Origin of the sequence: Specibacter sp. AOP5-B1-6 (genome assembly GCF_052376555.1) — a bacterium.
Taxonomy (GTDB): Bacteria; Actinomycetota; Actinomycetes; order Actinomycetales; family Micrococcaceae; genus Specibacter.
In genome coordinates, this window is sequence record NZ_JBQSVT010000057.1 from 1 (window position 1) to 20974 (window position 20974).

General features: G+C 62.8%; 19 protein-coding genes. 12 read left to right on the plus strand and 7 right to left on the minus strand.

From position 1 onward, the window contains the following. Positions 1-1376 (plus strand): DDE-type integrase/transposase/recombinase (locus tag ACT3TS_RS18235; RefSeq protein ID WP_444532945.1); only part of this gene is annotated, 1376 nt, incomplete at its 5' end. Continuing rightward, positions 1373-2188: an ExeA family protein gene (locus ACT3TS_RS18240; protein WP_444532946.1), complete on the plus strand. Its 816-nt coding sequence runs from the start codon at positions 1373-1375 to the stop codon at positions 2186-2188. The genes ACT3TS_RS18235 and ACT3TS_RS18240, both read left to right, overlap by 4 nt. 20 nt (positions 2189-2208) lie before the next feature. Here ACT3TS_RS18240 and ACT3TS_RS18245 read toward each other — a convergent pair whose 3' ends face one another. Beyond that, a complete protein-coding gene (locus ACT3TS_RS18245; RefSeq protein ID WP_444532947.1) occupies positions 2209-2760 on the minus strand; it encodes a hypothetical protein in 552 nt (183 codons plus the stop codon). A gap of 329 nt (positions 2761-3089) precedes the next feature. On the opposite strand from ACT3TS_RS18245, the gene ACT3TS_RS18250 reads away from it, so the two are divergent. The 3 genes from ACT3TS_RS18250 (at position 3090) to ACT3TS_RS18260 (ending at position 5687) form a co-directional block, all read left to right on the plus strand. Then, complete coding sequence (locus ACT3TS_RS18250) at positions 3090-4025, plus strand: phosphotransferase (protein WP_444532948.1); 936 nt, start codon at positions 3090-3092, stop codon at positions 4023-4025. 382 nt (positions 4026-4407) lie between these two features. Next, a complete protein-coding gene (locus tag ACT3TS_RS18255; protein ID WP_444532949.1) occupies positions 4408-4848 on the plus strand; it encodes a hypothetical protein in 441 nt (146 codons plus the stop codon). Between the two features lie 281 nt (positions 4849-5129). Beyond that, positions 5130-5687 (plus strand): NUDIX hydrolase, encoded by a 558-nt coding sequence (locus ACT3TS_RS18260; protein ID WP_444532950.1) that lies wholly within the window; start codon positions 5130-5132, stop codon positions 5685-5687. A gap of 258 nt (positions 5688-5945) precedes the next feature. Here the strand turns inward: ACT3TS_RS18260 and ACT3TS_RS18265 are convergent, their stop codons facing one another. After that, the gene (locus ACT3TS_RS18265; protein ID WP_444532951.1) at positions 5946-6542 is read right to left on the minus strand and encodes a GNAT family N-acetyltransferase; all 597 of its coding nucleotides are present in this window, start codon (positions 6540-6542) and stop codon (positions 5946-5948) included. 275 nt (positions 6543-6817) lie between these two features. Between ACT3TS_RS18265 and ACT3TS_RS18270 the strand changes: the two genes are divergently transcribed. The 6 genes from ACT3TS_RS18270 to ACT3TS_RS18295 all read left to right on the plus strand — a co-directional run bounded on the left by ACT3TS_RS18270 (position 6818) and on the right by ACT3TS_RS18295 (position 16097). After that, entirely contained in the window at positions 6818-7282 is a 465-nt protein-coding gene (locus ACT3TS_RS18270) for a hypothetical protein (RefSeq protein WP_444532952.1), read from the plus strand. A gap of 478 nt (positions 7283-7760) precedes the next feature. Then, a complete protein-coding gene (locus ACT3TS_RS18275) occupies positions 7761-8432 on the plus strand; it encodes a VOC family protein (protein WP_444532953.1) in 672 nt (223 codons plus the stop codon). Between the two features lie 485 nt (positions 8433-8917). Further along, positions 8918-12799 carry a Pls/PosA family non-ribosomal peptide synthetase gene (locus ACT3TS_RS18280; protein WP_444532963.1) on the plus strand — a complete coding sequence of 1294 codons (3882 nt, stop codon included), beginning with the start codon at positions 8918-8920 and terminating at the stop codon, positions 12797-12799. A gap of 80 nt (positions 12800-12879) precedes the next feature. Then, on the plus strand, positions 12880-14262 hold the full coding sequence (locus ACT3TS_RS18285) for a M1 family metallopeptidase (protein WP_444532954.1): 1383 nt from the start codon (positions 12880-12882) through the stop codon (positions 14260-14262). Positions 14263-15006: 744 nt separating this feature from the next. Beyond that, positions 15007-15252: a hypothetical protein gene (locus ACT3TS_RS18290; RefSeq protein WP_444532955.1), complete on the plus strand. Its 246-nt coding sequence runs from the start codon at positions 15007-15009 to the stop codon at positions 15250-15252. Positions 15253-15527: 275 nt separating this feature from the next. Continuing rightward, entirely contained in the window at positions 15528-16097 is a 570-nt protein-coding gene (locus tag ACT3TS_RS18295) for a dihydrofolate reductase family protein (protein WP_444532956.1), read from the plus strand. Between the two features lie 229 nt (positions 16098-16326). On the opposite strand, the gene ACT3TS_RS18300 is transcribed toward ACT3TS_RS18295, so the two are convergent. Then, on the minus strand, positions 16327-17037 hold the full coding sequence (locus tag ACT3TS_RS18300) for a 4'-phosphopantetheinyl transferase family protein (RefSeq protein ID WP_444532957.1): 711 nt from the start codon (positions 17035-17037) through the stop codon (positions 16327-16329). Between the two features lie 55 nt (positions 17038-17092). Here ACT3TS_RS18300 and ppk2 point away from each other — a divergent pair, with 55 nt between their 5' ends. Continuing rightward, on the plus strand, positions 17093-18004 hold the full coding sequence (gene ppk2 / locus ACT3TS_RS18305; protein ID WP_444532958.1) for a polyphosphate kinase 2: 912 nt from the start codon (positions 17093-17095) through the stop codon (positions 18002-18004). Here ppk2 and ACT3TS_RS18310 read toward each other — a convergent pair. From ACT3TS_RS18310 to ACT3TS_RS18325, 4 genes are all read right to left on the minus strand, one after another. After that, positions 18001-18180, minus strand: coding sequence for a hypothetical protein (locus ACT3TS_RS18310; RefSeq protein ID WP_444532959.1), 180 nt, complete (start codon positions 18178-18180; stop codon positions 18001-18003). The two genes, ppk2 and ACT3TS_RS18310, sit on opposite strands and share 4 nt — an antisense overlap. 265 nt (positions 18181-18445) lie before the next feature. After that, the gene (locus ACT3TS_RS18315; protein ID WP_444532960.1) at positions 18446-19423 is read right to left on the minus strand and encodes an alpha/beta fold hydrolase; all 978 of its coding nucleotides are present in this window, start codon (positions 19421-19423) and stop codon (positions 18446-18448) included. A gap of 92 nt (positions 19424-19515) precedes the next feature. Next, positions 19516-20538, minus strand: a complete 1023-nt coding sequence (locus tag ACT3TS_RS18320; RefSeq protein ID WP_444532961.1) for a hypothetical protein — start codon at positions 20536-20538, stop codon at positions 19516-19518. Next, positions 20535-20891, minus strand: coding sequence for a GntR family transcriptional regulator (locus ACT3TS_RS18325; RefSeq protein WP_444532962.1), 357 nt, complete (start codon positions 20889-20891; stop codon positions 20535-20537). Before ACT3TS_RS18325 ends, ACT3TS_RS18320 begins: the two co-directional genes overlap by 4 nt. Between the last annotated feature and the right edge of the window lie 83 nt (positions 20892-20974).

Below are 20974 nucleotides of genomic sequence, written 5' to 3' on the forward strand. Positions count from 1 at the left end.
GTTATCAGGTGATTCGGGGCGTGGCGGATCCGTCGTTGAGTACCCGCCAGCGTGGGCCGTTGGTGCGGGAGTTGGCCGCCGTGGATCATCCCTGGCCGTTCGGTGGGACCCGCCGCTACTCCAGGGAGACCTTGGACCGTTGGATCAAGGCTTGGCACGTGGGTGGCTTTGACGGGCTCAAACCCGGCGAACGGGCCTGCACCCCCTTCATCGATTCGACCGTGTTGACCCTGGCGGAGTCGTTGAAGCGTGAGAAGCCGAACCGGACCGCTGCCCAGGTCAAGCGGATCATCACCGAAACACTGGGGCAGGCACCGTCGGAGACGACGTTGCTGCGGCACTTTAGGGCGAAGAACATTTCCACGGGCACCCGCCCGGTGGCCACCGGCCGCTTCGAAACGAACGCCTCCAATGAGATTTGGGTTGGTGATGCGTTGCATGGGCCCCGGATTGGTGGGAGGAAAACGTATCTGTTCGCGTTCCTTGATGATCATTCCAGGATGGTTACCGCCGCCCGCTGGGCGTGGGCGGAGGATGCCATTCGCCTCTCAGCGGTGCTGCGCCCAGCACTGCAAACACACGGAATACCAGCTCACTGCTACCTCGACAACGGAGCCGCGATGGGTGACAAGTCGCTGGCCAGGACCTGTGCGAAACTCGGGATCCGGTTGGTGCATTCAGCCCCTTACCGGCCCCAGGGAAGAGGAAAAATTGAGCGTTTCTTCAACACTGTCACGAGCCAGTTCCTGGGCGAGATCACCGTTACTGACACGCCGATGCTGCCGGGCACCAGCCCTGAGGCCGGCTCCGAAATCAGCACCTTGGAAGAGCTGAACACCCTGTTTACTGCGTGGGTGAACATGGTCTACCACCACCAGCAACACACCAGTACCGGGCAGACACCCCTTACCCGGTGGGAAGCGTCCTGGGAACACCGGGAACCGGTCCGCAAACCCCTGGAAGTCATCCGTCAGGCGTTCCTTTGGTCAGACACCCGCAGGGTGAGTAAGACCGGGACGGTGTCCCTGCATTCCAACCTTTATGAAGTGGACGCATTGTTGGCCGGCACGAAAGTTGAGCTGGTCTATGACCCCTTCGACCTTGACGGGGAAATCACGGTGAATAACAACCAAGGCGCACCGGCAGGGACAGCAAAACCCCTCGATATTGGCCGGCACGTGCATGCCAAGGTCATCAACGCGGTCAAGGACAACGACAGTGCTGCGAACATCAGCACCGGGATCAACTACCTGGACCTGGTCGCTACCCGCCACCGGCAATCACTGACTGCCGCACCGATCAGCTTCGCCGACATCCAGGGACAAACCACCACCGAAAACCAGTCACAGCCCACCATCAAGGAGGAGTCCCGTTGAGCCAGATCGATACCCTGCAAAGCTATTTTGGTTTTACCCGCATGCCGTTCGGCCGTGACATTCCGCCGGCTGCCCTGAATCAGCACCCCGGGCACCGTGAAGCAGTCGCCCGCATCTCCTGGTGCATCGAGCAACGCCGCATGGGCGTGATCGCCGGGGAAGTCGGTGCCGGGAAAACCGTTGCGGCCCGCGCCGCACTGGCGCATCTGGAACCCTCCCGCCACCAAATCATTTACATCCCTGATCCGACCATCGGGATCCGAGGGATCCGCTCAACCATCGTTACCGCGCTCGGGGCGACGCCCTCATTCTTCTCCGGCGCCCTGGCCGCCCAGGCCGCGTCCCTGCTCGCCGGGGAACTCGATGAACGCTCCCGCCTGCCCGTCATCGTCATCGACGAAGCACATTTGCTAAGCAACGAGGACCTCGAAGCGCTCAGGATGCTCGGCAACGTAAATATGGATACGGAGTCGCACTTCGCGTTGCTGCTCATCGGCCAACCCACCCTGCGGCGCAGGTTGAAGCTGGCGGTCATGGCAGCCCTGGACCAACGCATCGGCACCAGGTTCACCATCGGCGGCATGAACCAAGAAGACACCGGCGCCTACATCAAGGGACACCTCGGCTTCGCCGGACGATCCGATCCGCTCTTCTCCGAGGACGCCATCACCGTCATCCACCAAGCCTCCCGCGGCTACCCACGCACCATCAACAACCTGGCCCTCGCCGCGCTCATGGCCACCCGCTCTACGAAAAGCGCGATCGTGGACCAATCCTCAGCACAATCAGCAGTCAGTGAATTCAGCGAGTAACCCACCGGCAGCCATGACGATCACGCCGCCACCATGACCACGAACGCCCCGCCAGGAAAATCCAGGCGGGGCGTTTTCATACCTAACCCGTCGTCAAACCCAGCGACGGCCCCATCGTCAAACAACGCAACGGTCAACAGCTTCTCATCCAGCAATTGCAACAGTTGTTCTCCCAATTGCCTCCATCCCAATTGCTGCGCCGGAGGCAACTGAGCAGTGATTGAGAAGCCTGCGGCTCCGATGCCCGTAATTCGACGGCCTTTCGGCCCTTCTCCCAGCTCTTCGGCCGCTGAACGCATGGCTTCACCTATTCGCCCCAAGAAACCTGTCGTTGCAGTCTCCGAGACCACCAGCCATCCTTGGGCACGCGCGATATCTTCAGCCTCGCCGAGCATGACGGTCTTGCCGATACCGCGGGCTCCGGTGAAAATAGTGAGCAAGCCAGGGGCCCCGGATCGGATCTGCAGACCGTAGATGAATTCGTCCAGCAGTCCGGTTCGACCGATGAGCTGTGGCGGCTCGGCTCCTGCAGTGGGACGGAAAGGATTCTTAGTTATTTGCTGACTGGTCACGACTTCTCCTGTGAATAGCTGTGTACTCAGTGTACTCCTGTGTACCTGGTGAATGAGGGTGTACTGTGCGGTGTTATCGGTGAGTTTTGTTGAATATCCCGGGAGGAGACTCAGAAACGGACGGAACGATCATTTGGAAGATCGTGTCAGAGGCCGCCAGAAATGTCGGCTAAATCCGAGAAAGTGCACATCTTTGATTACATGGATCAATTTCGCATGTCAGCTGTCCCGCAGAGGGTTCCGCATGCGGCACGGTGGAGGATGCCGCACCAGAGAGTCATGGCCGATGGTGGCACTGGCCGCAGGTTCCCTGTTTGTAGAATCGAACGATGGTGTTGAGATCAATGTCCGTTGAAGTTGAGGCGTGGTGTTTTCGCGTGCTTGGCCACGGCACTCTCACGTCGTTGCGTGCCGAAGCTGGCGGTCAAATGTCTCATCTGTTCCGCTACGACTCCGATGAGCAAGGCACTGTTGCCGTCAAGGTCCGGTCTGATTCCGCCGACAGGATCAGTCGATGCCTTCAAATTCAGCGCATTGCAGCGGATGCTGGCTTCCCGTGCGCCCGGCCATTGACCGGAGCCGACCTACTCGAACCGGGTGGGGTGGTCAGTGCTGAGACATGGCTTCCTGGCGGTGAAATGCGCTCCGGTGGAGAGGTTTCCTTTGCCGCCCGGTCCGCGAAACTTCTGGCGGACCTAATGGAGATTCTTGTGTCACAGTCCCCCACCGGGCTTGGCGCACCGCCTCCGTGGATGCACTGGAATCCGCCAACGGGTGGCTTGTGGCCAACAAATCCAGTGGTAGACGAGATGAACCAAGACCTCGTACCTGGACACGTGCATGACATTGCCCGTTCCGTATCGCAACGACTGGCACAAGGAGTTTTACCCCTAGTTGTTGGGCACGGAGACTGGGAAAGCCAAAATCTTCGCTGGCACGGGGAGCTCCCATGGGCGGTCCACGATTGGGATAGCCTCGTCGCCCTCCCGGAAGCGGCTATCGTCGGTGCAGCATCCGGCGCCTTTGCCAGCACCGCCATCCCAACGCTGGCAACCATCGAAAGCTCGGAAATATTCTTTGACTCCTACCAGCAAGCGCGTGGTAGGCGTTTTACCAAGGAAGAGCAGGAGGTTGCCTGGGCCGCGAGCGTGTGGCCAGCACTGCATAACGCCCGCGGTGAAAGCCTCTTCCAATCCCGGCCAGTCGCACTGGACGCGCTCACCTGTCAGGCAGCGGAACGACTCCAACGCGCCGGTGTCCCGTAGACCGTTCCATTTGTGACAGTCCGGGGCAGTCTCACTTTGCAAACGGCATGCATGATTTTTCTTTTGGTCCTGGCCGTCCATAACCACTCCAATCATGGTCAATTTCCACTTCAGATAGAATCCTTCGATGGGGACAGACGAGAAGAACTACCTGCCGGTCAGGTCACGAGTGTATTTGGCCAGCATCGTTTCTCTGTTGCTCGGCTTCGGGGTGGTCGTTGGGTTCTTCAACGGGTGAATCCTGGTAGTTGGCTCGCATGTCCTGCGCGCCTGGATACTAAGCAGTGCCCTTTTGCTGGCTTCGCTGGTGCTCTGGGTCCTTTGGATCGTCCGTGGCAGCAGGAGACCGGGCCCGAGAAGGGATGAGGGGCGCTGGGGGCTGATGCGATCCGTTGCCTTCTTTATGCTGGTTAGCGTTGTTGGGGCGGGCAGCGCGATGGTGGCGTTTTTCGATTGGGGTACGAGTAACTACATCCTGGATCCCCATGGACCGGACGGCTGTCGAGCGGTCGTACGGGAGAAGGCAATGTTGGGTGGTAGTCAAGGGGAGGCCTACGCCATCGGCATCATCGGAGTTGGCAGGTCGGCAGGAAAATGGCATACCTATGATCTACATCGGCCAATCAATGCGGGCGACTACACACTGGTGTGGACTGCATCCGGCGGGGAGCTTACGATCGCCGACGCTTATGTTTTCAGGACACGCACGCAAAGCATCGCAAGGCACAAGACGTTGCAGCCGCTCATCGATAGTGGAGAACTCAGCATCGACAATTTGTACGATCCGGAACCATTTGATCGGAAACCGGTCAACTGCCACTGATGCCGAGGTGGATCGGCTCGCGGACCAAGACTTCTGTGTGACAGTCCGATCCACGTACCACTCGAAAACCGGGCTCGCAGTGTTGGCTTTTGGGGACATATCTCCGGCTAGACCGGGTGTGGTTCCCGCCAGCTTCCCCCTCCAGCACCACATGATTCAACGCCAAGGATTGCAGAAATGTCCGGGAAGGGTTCCTATCCGGCACTTCGGATGCACCCAAATGATGATGCGCCGAATCTGTAAAACGATTGAACAGGCACGAGATGCATAAACTTGGGGTCGTGACTTCAATCAGGAACCTCTCCGTGGGCCTGCCGATTAGAAACGGCCACCTTCTCGCAGAAGAAGGATATGACACGGTTAAGGGAACCCGCTACTTGCGTGCGATCGGGGGTGGAATCGAATTCGGCGAAGCGGCTGAGGTAGCACTTCGGCGGGAATTCCGCGAGGAACTTGGAGTCGAACTTGGCGGTGTGCAGTTGCTCGGAGTCGTCGAGAACATCTTTGAATACGAGGGAGCACCAGGGCATCAGATAGCCCATATCTTCGGTGTCGAATCTCCTGACCTCGACTCGATCGCGCTCGATACACAACTGTACGTATTGGACGAAGGTAGCTCTGTCAGTTGGTTTAGCATCGCGCGATTAAAACGCCCCCTGTACCCAGAAGGCGCCGCGGCACTAATGCACACATGGACACGAAAATCACGTAATAGTGATGTCCGAACCGATTCCTTCCGGGATGTCCCGCTCAGCGTTCCCCTTACGGGGCGCACAAACATTCCCAAGCCGGCAAGCCAGAGCCTTGCTGCTAACAACGATCAGGCCATCGTCTGGTGACATGAAATCCGGATTAGTGACAAGTAGCTCCGGATCCTACAGGAGGGGCAGGGCCGAGTCGGCCACACGGCACCGAACGTCTGCCGAAGCTGTGAGCCACAGACAGCGCCGATTCCCGCAGCCCAATCCCTCCAGGGGACACACCAAAAGATTTTTGTGTTGCCCTCTGCAAACGGCCGTGGTGCAGGCCTCGAAGCTGGTGAGTGCAAAGTGCGCCGCGGGCCAAAGCGAGAGTGGCCCTCCACCGTGCGGGAGTGACTACCGGTTGCGGGGGTCAAGTCGTTCCGCAAGCCCGAATTTCACGGTTGGCCATTCGGCCTCAACTATGGAGAACACCACAGTGTCGCGGACGGTGCCGTTCTCGAAGATTGTGTGATTGCGAAGAACCCCGTCTTGCTTGGCACCGAGCCGCTCGATTGCGCGACGGGATTGGTGGTTGTGCCAATGTGTACGGAACTCCACGGCAATGCAGCCCAGTTCCTCGAACGCCCGCTGAAGCAAAAGCATCTTGGCTGCGGCGTTGATACCCGTCCCCTGCGCCGTCGACCCGATCCAGGTTGACCCGATTTCAAGACGGCGGTTGGCCGGTTCGAGGTTCAAGTACGTGGTCATTCCAACCGCCCTCGCGGAGGCCTGATCGATGATGGCCCAAGGAACCATTCGTCCCTCGGCGTGCAGGGCAAGGCGACGTTCAATTTCCCCCGTCATCGCTTCAGGAGAGGGAACGTGCGTGTACCAGGTCCGCCACAGCTCTTCGGCTGCAACCGCTGCTGCCAGGTCGTCTTGGTGAGTCTGGCACAGCTGTTCGAGTCGAACGAACTGGTTTTCCAGCGAGGGTGCGTCGGTAAAATTCACTCCCTGAGTCTAGTCCGAGCAAACATCCACGTGCCGGTCCGTGACCAGGCGACAGCTGGTACGGGCCGGTCAGCACCGATCGATGGCCAGGATGTTGCGGTGGATATTCATGCGCCGATGCCAAAGTGGGTGCCTTGCCCCGGCTCCCGGGTGCTGTGAACCTTCGAATCCGGATTCCCGCCGGGTTATGCTGTTCAGGCATCCGGCCGTGGGAGATGCCCGCTGACGCTTGCCCCGGCTTTTGGTGGTTTGCATGGAAATACTTGGGGGTTTGCATGGAAATGGATTGGGTCGACAAATCACAGCCATCCGGGCGCCAGGCCATTCCGGTTGCTCTGGCCGTGCTGGTGGGTTTCTGCGGCATCTTTTTACCTCTCACGAATGCCATGTACGGCCCGGCCTTTATCGCCGCAATAGTTTTCGCTGTGGCGACTCCATTGACTTTCTTGCTAGTGGCGCCCAAAGGCTTGTTGAGGCGGAGCCGAAGTGTTCGCTGGCTGTTCATTGCAATTGTGTTTTCCGCGTTGTGTGCTGTCGTGACAGGCGGAATGCTGCTGTCGATGGGCAGTCCTGAAGGGGCAGCTGGTGACATTGGCGGCCTTCCTTTGTGGCTGCTTTCGACGGTGGCCTTGGTGACTTTCACCAGTTGTGCCATCAAGGCATGGCGGACGGATCGTGCTGGCCCGCCCACTACATTGCGTGGCCTTCAGAGGCAGGAGCGGCGGGCCAATCGCCGCTAAAGCAGCAAATGCCAGACCCTCACGTCCTTGGTCAACGTCCACGGTCAAAACTCATGAGCTTCCGGAGGCGTGAGACAACTGGGTTTTCTTGGTGTCCCACTTTTTGTGATGGTACCCGGTGAACCCGTCAGCAGATCGTCAGCGGCATCGGTTTGAACCCGTTGGAGCACCGCTGGGAAACACATTCAGTGGCTGCCTGACACGGTGGTGGGCAATCAGATCCCCTTCCTTCGGATTCCCCTGTATCGAAGCTCCATCGGGACAGCTTGCCGTATCGACAAATCAGTCCTGCTCGCGACTTCACCGACGGGCGGGCTTGACCTCAAGCTAGCTGTACCTAGTTCCATGGTGCGTACATCTTCGAACACAAGGACAACCATGGGCGCCATGCGACTCAAACACGAACTTGTTGGCTCAAGAATGTCCTGGCCCCGCATACAACCTGCAGAACACATTCCCAAGAGAAGGCATGTCCAGAATGAAAATCCTCAACGTATCCATCACCGTCCGCGACCTCTCCCAAGCAGCACATTTCTACCGAGACACTCTGCTGCTACCGGTCGACGTGACCGCCACCAGCGTGGAGATCACCATCGGCTCAAGCCTTCTAACGCTGACCACCGGGGATGGTTTTGACGGTGTCCATCACCTCGCCTTTGGAATCCTGCCGTCAGAGTTCGAACTTGCCCACGAATGGCTATCCCGTCGCGTGTCCCTACTCCAGACAGACGGCTCAGAGATTATCTTCGGTTCGGAAAATTGGAAGTCCCGTTCCCTGTATTTTTTGGGCCCAGAAGGCATCATGTTGGAATTCATCGCCCGCGACGCTGATGCATCCAAGGTGCCCGACAAGAGCGAAAAACCCCAAATGCTGTCCATCAGTGAAGTTGGCATTGGCGTGGAAAACGTGCTGCACACCGTAGCAACACTGTCCGCAGAATTGGCCATCCCAAACTTTTACGATTGCTCCAACACCTTCGCATCAATGGGCAGCCATGATGGTCTCTTGATCGTTGTAGACCACGAGAGAGCCTGGTTCCCCAACAAGGTATCCAAACCGGCGCGAGGGCCCCTCGCAGTTCAGGTCGAAACACCGAAAAGGAGATCCAGCGTAATTCTCGGCTCGGGGATCTCGATAGTCAGCGGCTAGCAAGTTCGCCCCACCAGATTGTGGCTAGTGTGGCGCGGCGACGGCGAATAAGGGCGAATGATTCATGCGGTGCGTCGACAGCATGCCCTGTCGGTCAGCCAGCCGGACCCGGACAGCCACCTCGGAGACTTGGCAAGGCCGTTTGCAACAAGTAAGCAGGCAAGCGGAGAGTCTGAGCCGGTCATCCCGAGCACCGCCCGCATGGTCATTGCCCTCGATGAGACCGGCCCCTTGGGCGCAGTCCGGATGCTCGGACGGCAGCACCTCCTCAGTGTCGCCCACGCCAGGCACCAAATCATTGACGCCACGCGGCTGGATGGCCCTCTGCCGGCTCACGGCGTAACTTGTCGCCTGCCATTCAACTTCCGTTCATGTTGATGGTGCACGGTAGGCCGGTGAACCCTGCCCCATTGAACATCCCCACGGCCCAGACTGCCGCATCGCCCGAGCCATCCGCATCGTCGGCAGCAGAATTTTCCGCACAAATGCCGGGCAGCGAGCTGGCCCCGGCTCCGCGGACGCTGTGGAACATAGTGCAGGAGTCGGCGCGGCTCCACCCTGATGCCACAGCCTTGGACGACGGCGTCAAGGCCCTCAGCTACGACGAGCTCGTGAAGGCCGTGCAGCAGAGGGCCGCCGAGTTGACCCAGGCCGGCCTGGGCGCCGGCGACAGGATCGGCGTTCGCATCCCCTCCGGCACCTCCACGCTCTACCTCGCCATTTTGGCCATCATCTCGATCGGCGGCGCCTACGTCCCCGTCGATGCCGACGATCCCGAGGAACGCGCGGCCCTGGTCTTCGGCGAAGCCAAGGTCGCTGCCGTCCTCGGCGACCCGCTGACCGGCAAGGATCTGACCGTGACAGGCGAACGCCCTGCCCCGTTCCCGGATCCACGGCTGGCGCTTCCCACGGATGATGCCTGGATCATTTTTACCTCCGGTTCCACCGGAACCCCGAAGGGCGTGGCCGTCAGCAACCGCTCAGCCGCAGCCTTCGTCGATGCTGAGGCCAGCATCTTCTTGCAGTCCGAGCCCATTGGCCCCGATGACCGGGTGCTTGCCGGACTGTCCGTGGCCTTCGATGCCTCCTGTGAGGAAATGTGGCTGGCCTGGCGTTACGGCGCCGCCCTGGTTCCCGCGCCGCGGTCACTGGTCCGGTCCGGCATGGACCTGGGCCCCTGGCTCATTTCCCATGGCATCACGGTGGTCTCCACTGTCCCAACGCTGGCGGCCCTGTGGCCGGCGGAAGCGCTGGAATCAGTCCGGCTGCTCATTTTTGGCGGCGAAGCCTGCCCTCCCGAACTTGCCACGCGCCTGGCCGTCAAAGGCCGGGAAGTCTGGAACACCTATGGCCCCACCGAGGCAACTGTTGTTGCCTGTGCCGCTCCGCTGGGCGGAGCGGGCCCGGTCCGCATTGGCTTGCCGCTCAACGGTTGGGACCTGGCCGTCGTCGATGCCGCCGGCGAGCCCGTCGCCGAGGGCGAAGTGGGCGAGCTGATCATTGCCGGCGTCGGCCTGGCACGTTACCTCGACCCCGCCAAGGATGCCGAGAAATACGCTCCCATGCCTGCATTTGGCTGGGACCGGGCCTACCGATCCGGCGACCTGGTGCGGCTCGAAAGCGCGGGCTTGATCTTCATGGGCCGCGCCGACGATCAGGTCAAGCTGGGCGGACGGCGGATTGAGCTGGGCGAAATTGATGCCGCACTCCAGGCCCTGCCGGAGATTTCCGGCGCCGCAGCCGCTGTTCAGGACACGGCCGGTGGCAGCCAGCTGCTGGTCGGCTATCTGGTTCCGGCCCCCGGCACTTCCCCGGACCCGGCAGCCTTGCGCGCCGTCCTCGCAGAGTCACTGCCGGCAGCCTTGATTCCGCTGCTCACCTTCACTGATTCCCTGCCCACAAAAATAAGTGGAAAAGTGGACCGCAAGGCGCTCCCCTGGCCCCTGGAACAAGCAACGGACGACGGCGAATCCCTCACCGGAACCCTGGGGCCGGAGGCACAATGGGTGCTGGATCAGTGGCAGGCTGTGCTGGGCGGCGCCCCGGCCTCGCTCGACACTGATTTTTTCGCCAGCGGCGGCGGCAGCCTCGCCGCCGCCCAGCTGGTCTCGGCGCTGCGGCAGCGCTACCCCCGCATTACCGTGGCCGACGTTTATTCGCACCCCCGGATCGGTGCCCTGCTGGAGCTGGCTGTCGGCTCCGTGCCCAGCGGCGGTCCTGCCGCACCCGTGACCCGCACGGTGGGCCGCACCAAACGAAAATCCCAGGTGTTCCAGACCCTCATGGGCGTTCCGCTGCATGTTTTGGTGGGCATGCGCTGGCTCACCTACCTGATGGCGTTGAACAACTTCGCCGCCTGGCAGGGCGTGCTGCCGGGTGCCCCCACGATCTCGTGGTGGTGGGTGGCTGCCTCCTGGGTGGTCTTTGTCTCTCCGTGGGGCCGCATGGGCATCTCGGTCGTCTCGGCCCGGGTGCTGCTGCGCGGGGTGGGCCCCGGCAGCTATCCACGCTCCGGCAAGGTGCACCTGCGCCTGTGGCTGGCCGAACAAATTGCTGACATGACTGGCGCCGTCACCCTGGCCAGTGCCCCGTGGGTGCCGTACTACGCCCGTGCCCTCGGCGTGAAGATGGGCCGGAACGTTGACCTGCACTCGGTGCCGCCGGTCACCGGGTTGCTGCGACTGGCGGAGGGCTGCTCGGTTGAACCCGAAGTGGACCTGTCCGGCTGGTGGATCGACGGGGACTGGGTCCACATCGGTGAAATCTCCATCGGAGCCGGCGCCGTCGTTGGGGCCCGCAGCACCCTCATGCCAGGAGCCCGCATCGGTGCCGGCGCGCACGTTGCTCCGGGATCCGCAGTCCGCGGCAAGGTCAAGCCGGGCGTCACCGTCTCCGGCTCCCCCGCCGAACGAACCGGCAAGGCCAAGCACTCCTGGCCCGAGCTGCCCACACCAGCCACCTGGCGGCGGGAGCTGCCGTTCGCCGGTGCCTCAGCATTCCTGTCGTTGATTCCGTTTCTCGCAGCTGCCGTCGCCGCCTGGATCGTGCTGCTGGCCGCCAACGGACAGCAGTCACTGTCAGCGGCCGTCCCCACCCTGCTCTGGTCGGTTCCCGTGGCAGCCCTTGCCTGGTTCCTCACCCTGCTGGTGTTGATCCTGGGCACCGTAAGGCTGCTGGGCATCGGTCTGCGCGAAGGGCACTACCCCGTGCGCAGCAGGATTGGCTGGCAGGTCTGGGCCACCGAGCGCGTGCTGGACATGGCCCGCGACCTCTTGTTCCCCATCTACTCGAGCTTGTTCACTCCAGTCTGGCTGCGCCTGCTGGGCGCCAAGGTCGGCAAGAACGTGGAAGCCTCCACGGTGCTGTTGCTGCCGAAAATGACAACCATCGGCGCCGGCGCCTTCCTGGCCGACGACACCATGATTGCCTCCTACGAACTCGGTGGCGGCTACATCCACATTGCACCGGCCAAGGTGGGAAAACGCTCCTTCCTGGGCAACTCGGGCATGGCCGCTGCGGGGCGCACCATGCCCCGCAACTCGCTGGTGGCCGTGCTGTCGGCAGCCCCGGCCAAGGCCAAGGCCGGCACCTCCTGGCTGGGCAGCCCGCCCGTCCGCCTGCGCCGCACCAACCTGAACACCGACAAGTCCTTGACCTTCAACCCGCCCCTGCGGCTCAAGGCGGCAAGGGCCCTCTGGGAAAGCTGCCGACTGGTGCCGACAGTGCTCTCCGTCGCCGTCGCCGCCGCGGTATTGGCCGTCTTCGACGCCGTCGCACTCGCCGCCGGTTATTGGCTGGCCGCCCTGCTCAGCGGCCTGGTCATCATGGCGGCGGGCGCCTTTGCCGCGGGCAGCTCGGTGCTCGCCAAATGGGTGTTGGTGGGCCGCATCAAGCCCGGTGAGCATCCCCTGTGGAGCTCGTTCATCTGGCGCAACGAAGTGGTGGACACCTTCATTGAAATGGTCACCGCGCCGTGGTTTGCCCGCGCAGCAGTTGGCACACCCGCCATGGTGTGGTGGCTGCGTGCGCTCGGTGCCAAGATCGGACACGGCGCCTGGTGTGAAAGCTATTGGCTGCCCGAGGCCGATCTGGTCACCCTGGGCGAAAGCTCCACCGTCAACCGCGGCTGCGTGATCCAGACGCACCTGTTCCATGACCGGGTCATGGCCATCGATACGGTTACGCTGGAGGAAGGGGCCACCATGGGCCCGCACGGAGTGATCCTGCCTGCGGCCAGCATCGCCACCAGCGGCACCGTGGGCCCTGCCTCGCTCGTCATGCGCGGCGAAACGGTACCTGCCAGCAGCTATTGGATGGGCAACCCCATCAGCCCCTGGAAGGGACCGGACTTCGCGGACCGTGCATGACCCGCAACCGGCTGTGCCCCTCGACTGACCCGACCCGCAACTGACCCCGACAACCAACCGATTCGGATACCCAGCCCGGCATGAGCTTTCTCCACCGCACCAGACCCTCCTCCCCAAGCCCTGCCGCCGCGGATCTCCCGGCCCGGCCGGACCCGTATATCCCCCTCCATGGCAGCACCAGCTACGCGGTGACGCACTACGAGATCGAACTGGAGGCCCGGCTGGCCGGAAACCAGCTCCAGGGCCGGGCCGTCATCTCGGCCCGGGCCCTGGTGCCGTTGACCTCGGTGGACCTTGACCTCGCCGGGCTGGGCATGGACAAAGCTTCCGTCGACGGAATCCGTGTCGGGAAGCATTCCCACCGCCAGGGGAAATTGCGGCTCCAGCTGCCGGCCCCCGTGGACGCCGGGACGGAGTTCACCCTCGACATCCGCTACAGCGGCAATCCCGCCCCCGACGACGGCGAGTGGGGCGATGTTGGCTGGGAAGAACTGGACGACGGCGTGCTGGTCGCCGGCCAGCCCACCGGGGCACCGACGTGGTTCCCGTGCAACGACCGGCCCGGCGACAAGGCGTCCTACCGCTTCACCGTCACCACCGATGCCGACTACACGGCAGTGTGCAACGGCACGCTGGTCTCGCATGCGAAAAAATCCAGCCGGGAAACCTGGGTGTACGAGCAGACCGCCCCGATGGCCACCTACCTGGCCACCTTGCAGATTGGCCGGTACAAACTGCTGGCGCTGCCGGCCTCCGCAGGACAAACGCAGCTGCCCATCACCGTGGCAGTGCCCAAGAAACTCCAGGCCCGGGCAGCCACTGCCCTGGCCCGGCAGCGGGAGATGGTGGACGTCTTCATCCAGCGTTTTGGGCCGTACCCCTTTCCTGCCTACACGGTGGTGGTGACCGAAGACGAGCTCGAGATCCCGCTCGAGGCGCAGTCCCTGTCCATCCTGGGCAGCAACCACATGGACACCGGGTGGGAAGCGCAGCGGCTGATCGCCCACGAACTCTCACACCAGTGGTTTGGCAACTCCCTGACGCTGGCGTCCTGGCGTGACATCTGGCTCCACGAGGGCTTTGCCTGCTACGCCGAGTGGCTCTGGTCCGAAGACAGCGGGTCCATGACGGTTGCCGAGCGGGCTGCTGCGGCGCACGCCAAGCTGGTGGCCGAACCCGTCGCCGTGACCGTTGGCGATCCGGGGCCGGAGCTGATGTTTGACGACGCCGTGTACAAACGCGGGGCCTTGGCCTTGGTGGCACTCCGTGCGGCGGCAGGTGACACAAACTTCTTCGCACTGCTGCAGCGTTGGACGGAGGAGCACCGGCATGGCTCGGTCACCACGGCGGACTTCATGTCGCTCGCGGACGAAGTGTGCGCCGGGGTGGAGAGCTTCGCCGCCACTGACATCCTCGCACCTTGGCTGTACCAGCAGGCGCTTCCGCCGCTGCCGCACCCCTAGTCGGCTCTACGATCAAGGTGGTTGGCCGATTGTCGCGCGTCGAGTCGAGGCTTGGAGAAGCCAAAAGGGGGGTTTGCGTGGCCCTGAAATTCCATCCCGTATAGGACCCGCCCGGTCACCAGACATTTTTTGTGGGCGGGTCTTGCGGATCATTTAAGCCGGGTCCATCCAAGACGCCCCGTGCGGGACTATTCGCTGGTTCCCACAGCCAATCGTGCACACCCTGAGGAAGCCGGTCGGCTCCGACTCTGCGCCAAACCCGGGAGCGACGGGGCGCGGACCGGCTTCTTCGGGATCGGTCTCAGCGAGCTGGCCAGATGGCCATCGCCAAGGTTCCGGCTCCCAACAGAGCTTCCCCAGTGTTGTTGGCCGAGGCCGTGTCCGTGGCAGGACCGCTACGGGGCACTGGCGCACTCGGCCTCAGCGCCCTACGGAACCGCCGGGCCCCCATGTGGCCTCCATCGTCAGAGTTAAGGTATGAAATTCTTGTCCTCATGGCTGCGCTCCTCATCGCTGATGGGCCATAGGCAGATTCCGCAAGACCCACTCACCAGGTAGACGACACACACCCAGATTGTGTGAGGTCCTATCCCACGCGGGACAGATTCAAAGGCCGGCCAAACTACGCCGCAGTCGGTCGATATTTTCCGGGCCTCTGGTGATCCGCCCGGTTCCGACATAGCGTGGCAGGATGACAAGCTGATCCAGTATCCTCGGCCCAAGCATACGGCTGACCGGGACGCTTTGTTCCAGCATCTGGGGTGGCGCCATGAGGCAACCCAGTGCTTCGACGCCATTCCCAGTCAACTGACAACCATCCACGGCGAGCCCACCATTCCATGGCACGGACAGAGAGGCCTGCGGAAGTTGTGGAACGTCAATGGCATCGACATTGACCTCACCCATAATGACAGCCGCAGTCCACTCACGATCGGGATCCAGGTCGAACGGTTTTTCGCCGACGTAGAAGCCTACGCCCGCACCAACTGAATCGGGCGGGAATTCCCGCGTCCTGCAACGTCTCTCGCGCCACGTTTCAGTGCTCCGGTCCAGGAGGCCCAGCTGCGACAGTTCACCTGGAGTTGAGAACGAGTCCGCGTGTGTCACACTCGGCGGGCGCAGCCCGGCCGGATTCGTGCGCTGACACTTCCGTTAAGCGGCGGGGTTGCTTATCCTCGGACCATGGGCGGTTCACGCGAAGCCGTGGTCTGGCTGACTGGCGGTGCGGTGAAAACGCACTGCACGCATCAGGGGAGGGCAACGAGATGAGACCACTTCGATACTCGATCAACGTCACACTCGACGGCTGCTGCCATCACGAGGCAGGGCTCCCCCCGGACGAGGAGTCGATGCGGTACTGGACCGCTGAGCTGGAGCGAGCCGATGCCCTACTGTTCGGCCGGGTGACTTACGAGATGATGGAGTCGGCGTGGCGGAGGCCGGCCACGGGCACGTGGCCTGGCTGGATGAATGAGTGGCAGATCGCGTTCGCCGAGACCATCGACCGGGCGAAAAAGTACGTCGTGTCGAGCACACTGAGCGGGGTCGATTGGAATGCCGAGCTGGTGCGCGGCGACGTGGGGCAAGCAGTTCAGCAACTCAAGCAGGAGGCAGGCGAGGGCCTGTGGGTTGGTGGCGTGACGCTTCCCCTGGCGTTGGCGGATCTGGGACTGATCGACGACTACGAGTTCCTCGTGCAGCCGGTCCTTGCCGGACATGGGCCGACGTTGCTCGCTGGTCTGCACGAGCGCATCCAGCTCGAGCTCGTGGATCGCCATGAGTTCCGGTCTGGGGCGATTGCCGTGCGATACCGGCCCACGCGAATAACAGCTTGACGTGATTTGTCCTGGCACGTTGGTCGCTGCCTCGCGAGGCGGCGGCTCTCGCGCCTGAGGTGAACTCTTCCTTCTCGGCCTGCATTGGAAACGTTTAGGACTAAGCCCCGACCCCGACAGCTTCACCGACGCCCAAGCTATAACTATGGCTATAGCTATAACTACAGGCGACACCCGGGCCAGCGGCTGATGGCATGAAATCCGGACGGCCAACACGTGACTCCGGTTCCTATGCCCGGGCCGGTCCCCCGCAGGCCACTGCCACGGCGAACCCGTTCGGCAGGCCCAGGGCCGAAGCGTCCGGTTCCCACACCTGGGCCCCGGCAAAGGGCCCAGAGGTGTCCGGGTCAGGGAAGGCCGCAATGACGGCAGGGTCCGTGCGCAGGCCCAGGCCGGAGTACTTGGCCAATGCCTCCTTGCGGGCCCAAACGGAGGCACGCCACGCATTACGTTGCCCTGGTGACAGCTGCGCCAGGCGCCGCTGTTCAACCAGACTCAACGCAACGCCGTCGAACCCGGAAAAGCCCACCGAGGCAATATGCTGCACATCGATGCCCAGCGGGATGCCGGCAGCGGGCACCATGGCCGCAACCGCCCAGCCTTTGCTGCGGGACAGGCTCATTGAAACGTCTGCAGACACTCCGTTGCGCCAATAGCCCGGCCGCCCATGCGATAGCACCGGGCCGGACCCGCACTCGGGACACTCGTAGACTGCCTCCAGCTCCCCGGGCTCCGCCCCGAGCAGTTCGGCAGCCATCAGTCGTTGGGCTATGCGGGCGGCCAAAAAGTCACGGCGGGTTCCGGTGTGGGTGATAGCGATGGCCCTGGCCTGTTCGGCGGGATCCAGCAACCCGGCCAGGCTTGGGTCCACGGCCGCCAGTTCAAAGGCCCGCACCGTCAGCCGGCCGCGAAGATCCGCACCAGTTGCCGTCTCGTTCACCTGCGCTCCACTCTCCGTTCACCGTTCGTCCTTGCCGCAGGGCTATGATCGGGCCATGACTCGACCCATCCCTGATTTCACCGGCTTCACCGTTATGGACAACGACGACGACGACCCCATCCTGCTGGCTCCGGACGGATCCCAGGTGGACACGTGGCGCGACGGCTACCCCTACGATGCCCGGCTGCGACGGGACGTCTACGATGCCCGGCTGCGACGGGACGTCTACGACGTTGAAAAGCGGTTGCTGCAAATTGAGCTGCTGAAGTTGCAGCAATACATCAAGGCTACCGGGCAGCGGGTGGTTATCTTGTTTGAGGGCCGCGACGCTGCAGGCAAGGGCGGCACCATCAAGCGTTTCACCGAACACCTGAACCCGAGGGGCGCCCGGGTGGTGGCGCTGGAAAAACCGAGTAAACGCGAGTCCAGCCAATGGTATTTCCAGCGTTATGTGGCGCACCTGCCCAGTGCCGGGGAAATGGTGTTGTTTGACCGGTCCTGGTACAACCGGACAGGGGTTGAGCGGGTTATGGGGTTTTGCACGAAGGAACAATATGAGGAATTCATCCGCCAGGCCCCGGTGTTTGAACGAATGCTGGCCAATGACGGCATGACTGTCATCAAGTTCTGGTTTTCCGTCACGCAGGCCGAACAACGCACCCGGTTCATCATTCGCCAGGTGGATCCGGTCCGTCAGTGGAAGCTCTCGCCCATGGATGTCGCCTCATTGGACAAGTGGGATGCGTACACCTCGGCCAAGGAACGCATGTTCAAAAGGACTGACACCAAGCACGCACCCTGGACGGTGGTGAAGTCCAATGACAAGAAGCGGGCCAGGTTGGCCGCCATGCGCCATGTGCTGAATTTGTTTGACTACCCAGGCAAGGACCACGAAGTGGTGGGGGTGCCGGATCCGCTGATTGTGGGCCCGGCGTCGGCCGTGGTGGGCGAGGGCGAGGAATTCTAGGGGCGGTCCGTGGATTGAAGCACCGCCAAGGGTGCCAGCTCGATGACACCTGCCACTTGGCGGGCCAGTTCGGGATCCAGGGTAATGAAGGCATCGGCTTGCAATTGGGCGACGGCGATGTACTCGGCATTGGCGGTGTCATCCCAGTCCAGCTGTTCGGCGATTCTCCATGCCACGGCCCGCGACACCCGGTCCCCAGCAGGCGGATGCGCATGGACGTGATGCCGTCGAGGATCCTGCGCGCCTCGTCCCGCTCCACGTCACCGCTGCGCACTGCCCGGTAGAGGATCCCCAAGCACTGCGAGCGGAGGCTGGACGGGGCGACATGTTGGTGTTCCCCGGCGATCACCCCGTAGTCGCGGGACAGTTCGATGGCGGCCAGCGGATCGATGGCGTAGCGGGTCATGGCTCCATTATTGGCTGCATTCCGGTCGCCGTCCATTATGGCTGGTGAATGCCGGGCCCGTCGCTGATCTCTTCGACGGCGGCCAGGAGCGCGGCGACGGACGTTGGCCCGCCGTGCCCTTCGTCCTCCACGATGGTGAGCTTGCTGGTGGCCCACTTTTGGTGCAACTTCCAGGGCGTGATGGCCGGGCCGCTGACGTCGCGCCGGCCGTGAATGAGGTGTCCGGGAATGCCGTCAAGTTCGTGGATCCGGGACAGAATTTCCTCGTCGCCGGCAAGAAACGCATCGTTGGCCCAATAATGGCTTACGAGCAGCGCAAACGTCATGCGCAGCCGCTCGTCGGTGAACATGGGGCCCGGCTGCCAATAGGTGCTGAATGAGATGTGCCAGGCTTCCCACGTGTCCCAGGAAAGGGCGGCCATGCGGGCGTCTTCCCGGTCCGGGCCTGCCATCCTGCGGGCGTAGGCCTCCACGACCCGCTCCCCCGGCCTTGCTGCCGAGGCATCCGCAAACTCGTGCCATGCCTCGGGAAAAATCCGGCCCACACCCTCGGTGATCCAGTCGACCTCGTCTCGGTTTGTCGTTGTGACTGCCATGAGGGCAATGCCCAACACCCGCTGCGGGTGCGCCAGGGCATAGGCCAGGGCCAAGGTGCTTCCCCAGGAAATGCCGGTGACGATCCATTGCTCAATGCCAAGATGCCGGCGGACAATTTCGATGTCCTCGATCAAGGCCTGCGTTGTGTTGCCTGCCAAGTGCTCCAGATCGTCCTGGACGGTGGGGGTGCTGTTGCCGCAGCCCCGCTGATCCATGCCGATGGTCCAAAACTTCGCGGCGTCGTGCCGCTTGCGGTAGCCGCCCTTGCCCAGTGAACTGCCGGGCCCGCCATGCAGGTACAAGACCGGCACACCTTCCGGTTTTCCGCTGCTTTCCCAGTACAGCTGGGCGTTGGGCGCCGCCACCCAGCCACTGGCAAAAGGTATTTCCTGGTCGCGCACGCCGTTTTCGCTCATGCCACCACCCTACGGGGCTGGCGCCCGGGCGGACCCAAGCGGAGTTGGCGCCGCCCGGCACTTCCAGTCCTGTCCCAGTGCCCCGCCCAGCCCTACACGGAAGGTGCGGTCGTGCCTTGGCGGGTGCCGCCGTCGTGCTTGTCCTGCTCTTTTTTCCGGTCCCGCAAGGCGAGCAGCAGCTCCGCGGCAACCTCCGGTTCGGCCACTGTCACCGCGAATTGCTTGCCCTGGACGGTGCTGACGATCAAGCCGGGGCCGGCGCCCATGATGATGGCCGAGCGCCCGGGCATGAACCGGTAGCCCCAGCCACCCCATTCTGAGGGCCGGAGCACTGTCACCTCGATGTCGGCGATGTCGTCCAGGTGGATTCGTTTCAGGGGAATGCGGCCCACAGCGGTGACCACTCGCAGCCCGCGCCAGTCGACGCTCACCTGCAGGTGCACAATGAGGGCGACGACGACGACGCTGGCCAGCATGGTGGCCAGGCCGATGCCGGATGTGGCGCCGTTGCCGGCCAGCAGGTCTGGCAGGTAGATGGCCGCGGCCAGGGCCAGAAGCAGGATGGGCGCCAGCATCAAGGCCTTGGACGTGATGGTGCGTGACCACGCGGCGGTTTCCTGCGCACCGAGGGCCAGGCTGCCTTCCATGGCGTTGCTGGTGAATCGTGGGCTGGGGGCGATGAAGTACGGCACCGCGCCATAGAGGAAGGACGTGATCAACGCGATCTGCCACCAGCCCAGCACTGCTTCACTGGCGCTTCCCGCCGCCATGGTCAACATCGCCGAAAGCAGCCACGTGGTGGCGCCCATCCCCGCCACCACGCCGCAGATTCCCAGGACGGCCCGCAGAAATGCCGGCCGCAGGCCACGTCGCAGTGCGGCGGCCATCCCGATGACGGCGGGCGCTCCGGTCAGTGCCAGGGCGAGAATAATGAGCGTGCCGGTTGCCATCGAGTCGTCGGCCGGGCCGTTGTCCGACCAGTGCGAGGCAAGTTCAGCCGGCAGCCGGTCCTGCCAGATCAGCCAGCTCCCCGCAACGACGGCCAGCGGCGGCAGCACTGCCAGTCCGGCAAGAATCCGCCGAGCGGTATTTGGTGTTCCCTGAGTCTCGGTCATGCGTGTCCCACTCCCCCGATTAACCGCACAAGGTCCTGCTGGGACATTCCCAGCTTGCGCGCTTCGTCCATAAGTTGTTCTGCCAATTCGGTGACGCGAATGAGTCCTGGCCCGGCATCCTGGCGCACAAAGGCACCGCGGCCCTGGCGCATCTCAATGACGCCCTCGTCCCGCAGCTGCGCATAGGCACGCAGCACCGTGTGCATATTGACCTGCAGCGCCTTGGCCAGGTCCCTGGCCGGTGGCAGCCGCTCCCCCGGCACCAACGTTCCGCCAGCGACGCCGGCACGCACCTGGACTGCGATCTGCTCGGCAAGTGAGAGCGCCGAAGCCGCATCAACCCGAAATAACATGTTTGCAATACTATGCGAACAATGCGCTCACCTCAAGTGCAGGCCTGAAATGCAAGTGCCTCACCGCGCAGCAAACTTCCCAC

What these genes read in the sequence shown, in the direction of transcription:
- ACT3TS_RS18275 (WP_444532953.1), top strand. Translation starts at nt 7,761, where the DNA reads ATGAAAATCCTCAACGTATCCATCACCGTCCGCGACCTCTCCCAAGCA.
- ACT3TS_RS18285 (WP_444532954.1), top strand. Translation starts at nt 12,880, where the DNA reads ATGAGCTTTCTCCACCGCACCAGACCCTCCTCCCCAAGCCCTGCCGCC.
- ACT3TS_RS18315 (WP_444532960.1), bottom strand. Translation starts at nt 19,423, where the DNA reads ATGAGCGAAAACGGCGTGCGCGACCAGGAAATACCTTTTGCCAGTGGC.
- ACT3TS_RS18280 (WP_444532963.1), top strand. Translation starts at nt 8,918, where the DNA reads ATGCCGGGCAGCGAGCTGGCCCCGGCTCCGCGGACGCTGTGGAACATA.
- ACT3TS_RS18325 (WP_444532962.1), bottom strand. Translation starts at nt 20,891, where the DNA reads ATGTTATTTCGGGTTGATGCGGCTTCGGCGCTCTCACTTGCCGAGCAG.
- ACT3TS_RS18255 (WP_444532949.1), top strand. Translation starts at nt 4,408, where the DNA reads ATGCGATCCGTTGCCTTCTTTATGCTGGTTAGCGTTGTTGGGGCGGGC.
- ACT3TS_RS18295 (WP_444532956.1), top strand. Translation starts at nt 15,528, where the DNA reads ATGAGACCACTTCGATACTCGATCAACGTCACACTCGACGGCTGCTGC.
- ACT3TS_RS18250 (WP_444532948.1), top strand. Translation starts at nt 3,090, where the DNA reads ATGGTGTTGAGATCAATGTCCGTTGAAGTTGAGGCGTGGTGTTTTCGC.
- ACT3TS_RS18320 (WP_444532961.1), bottom strand. Translation starts at nt 20,538, where the DNA reads ATGACCGAGACTCAGGGAACACCAAATACCGCTCGGCGGATTCTTGCC.
- ACT3TS_RS18270 (WP_444532952.1), top strand. Translation starts at nt 6,818, where the DNA reads ATGGAAATGGATTGGGTCGACAAATCACAGCCATCCGGGCGCCAGGCC.
- ppk2 (WP_444532958.1), top strand. Translation starts at nt 17,093, where the DNA reads ATGACTCGACCCATCCCTGATTTCACCGGCTTCACCGTTATGGACAAC.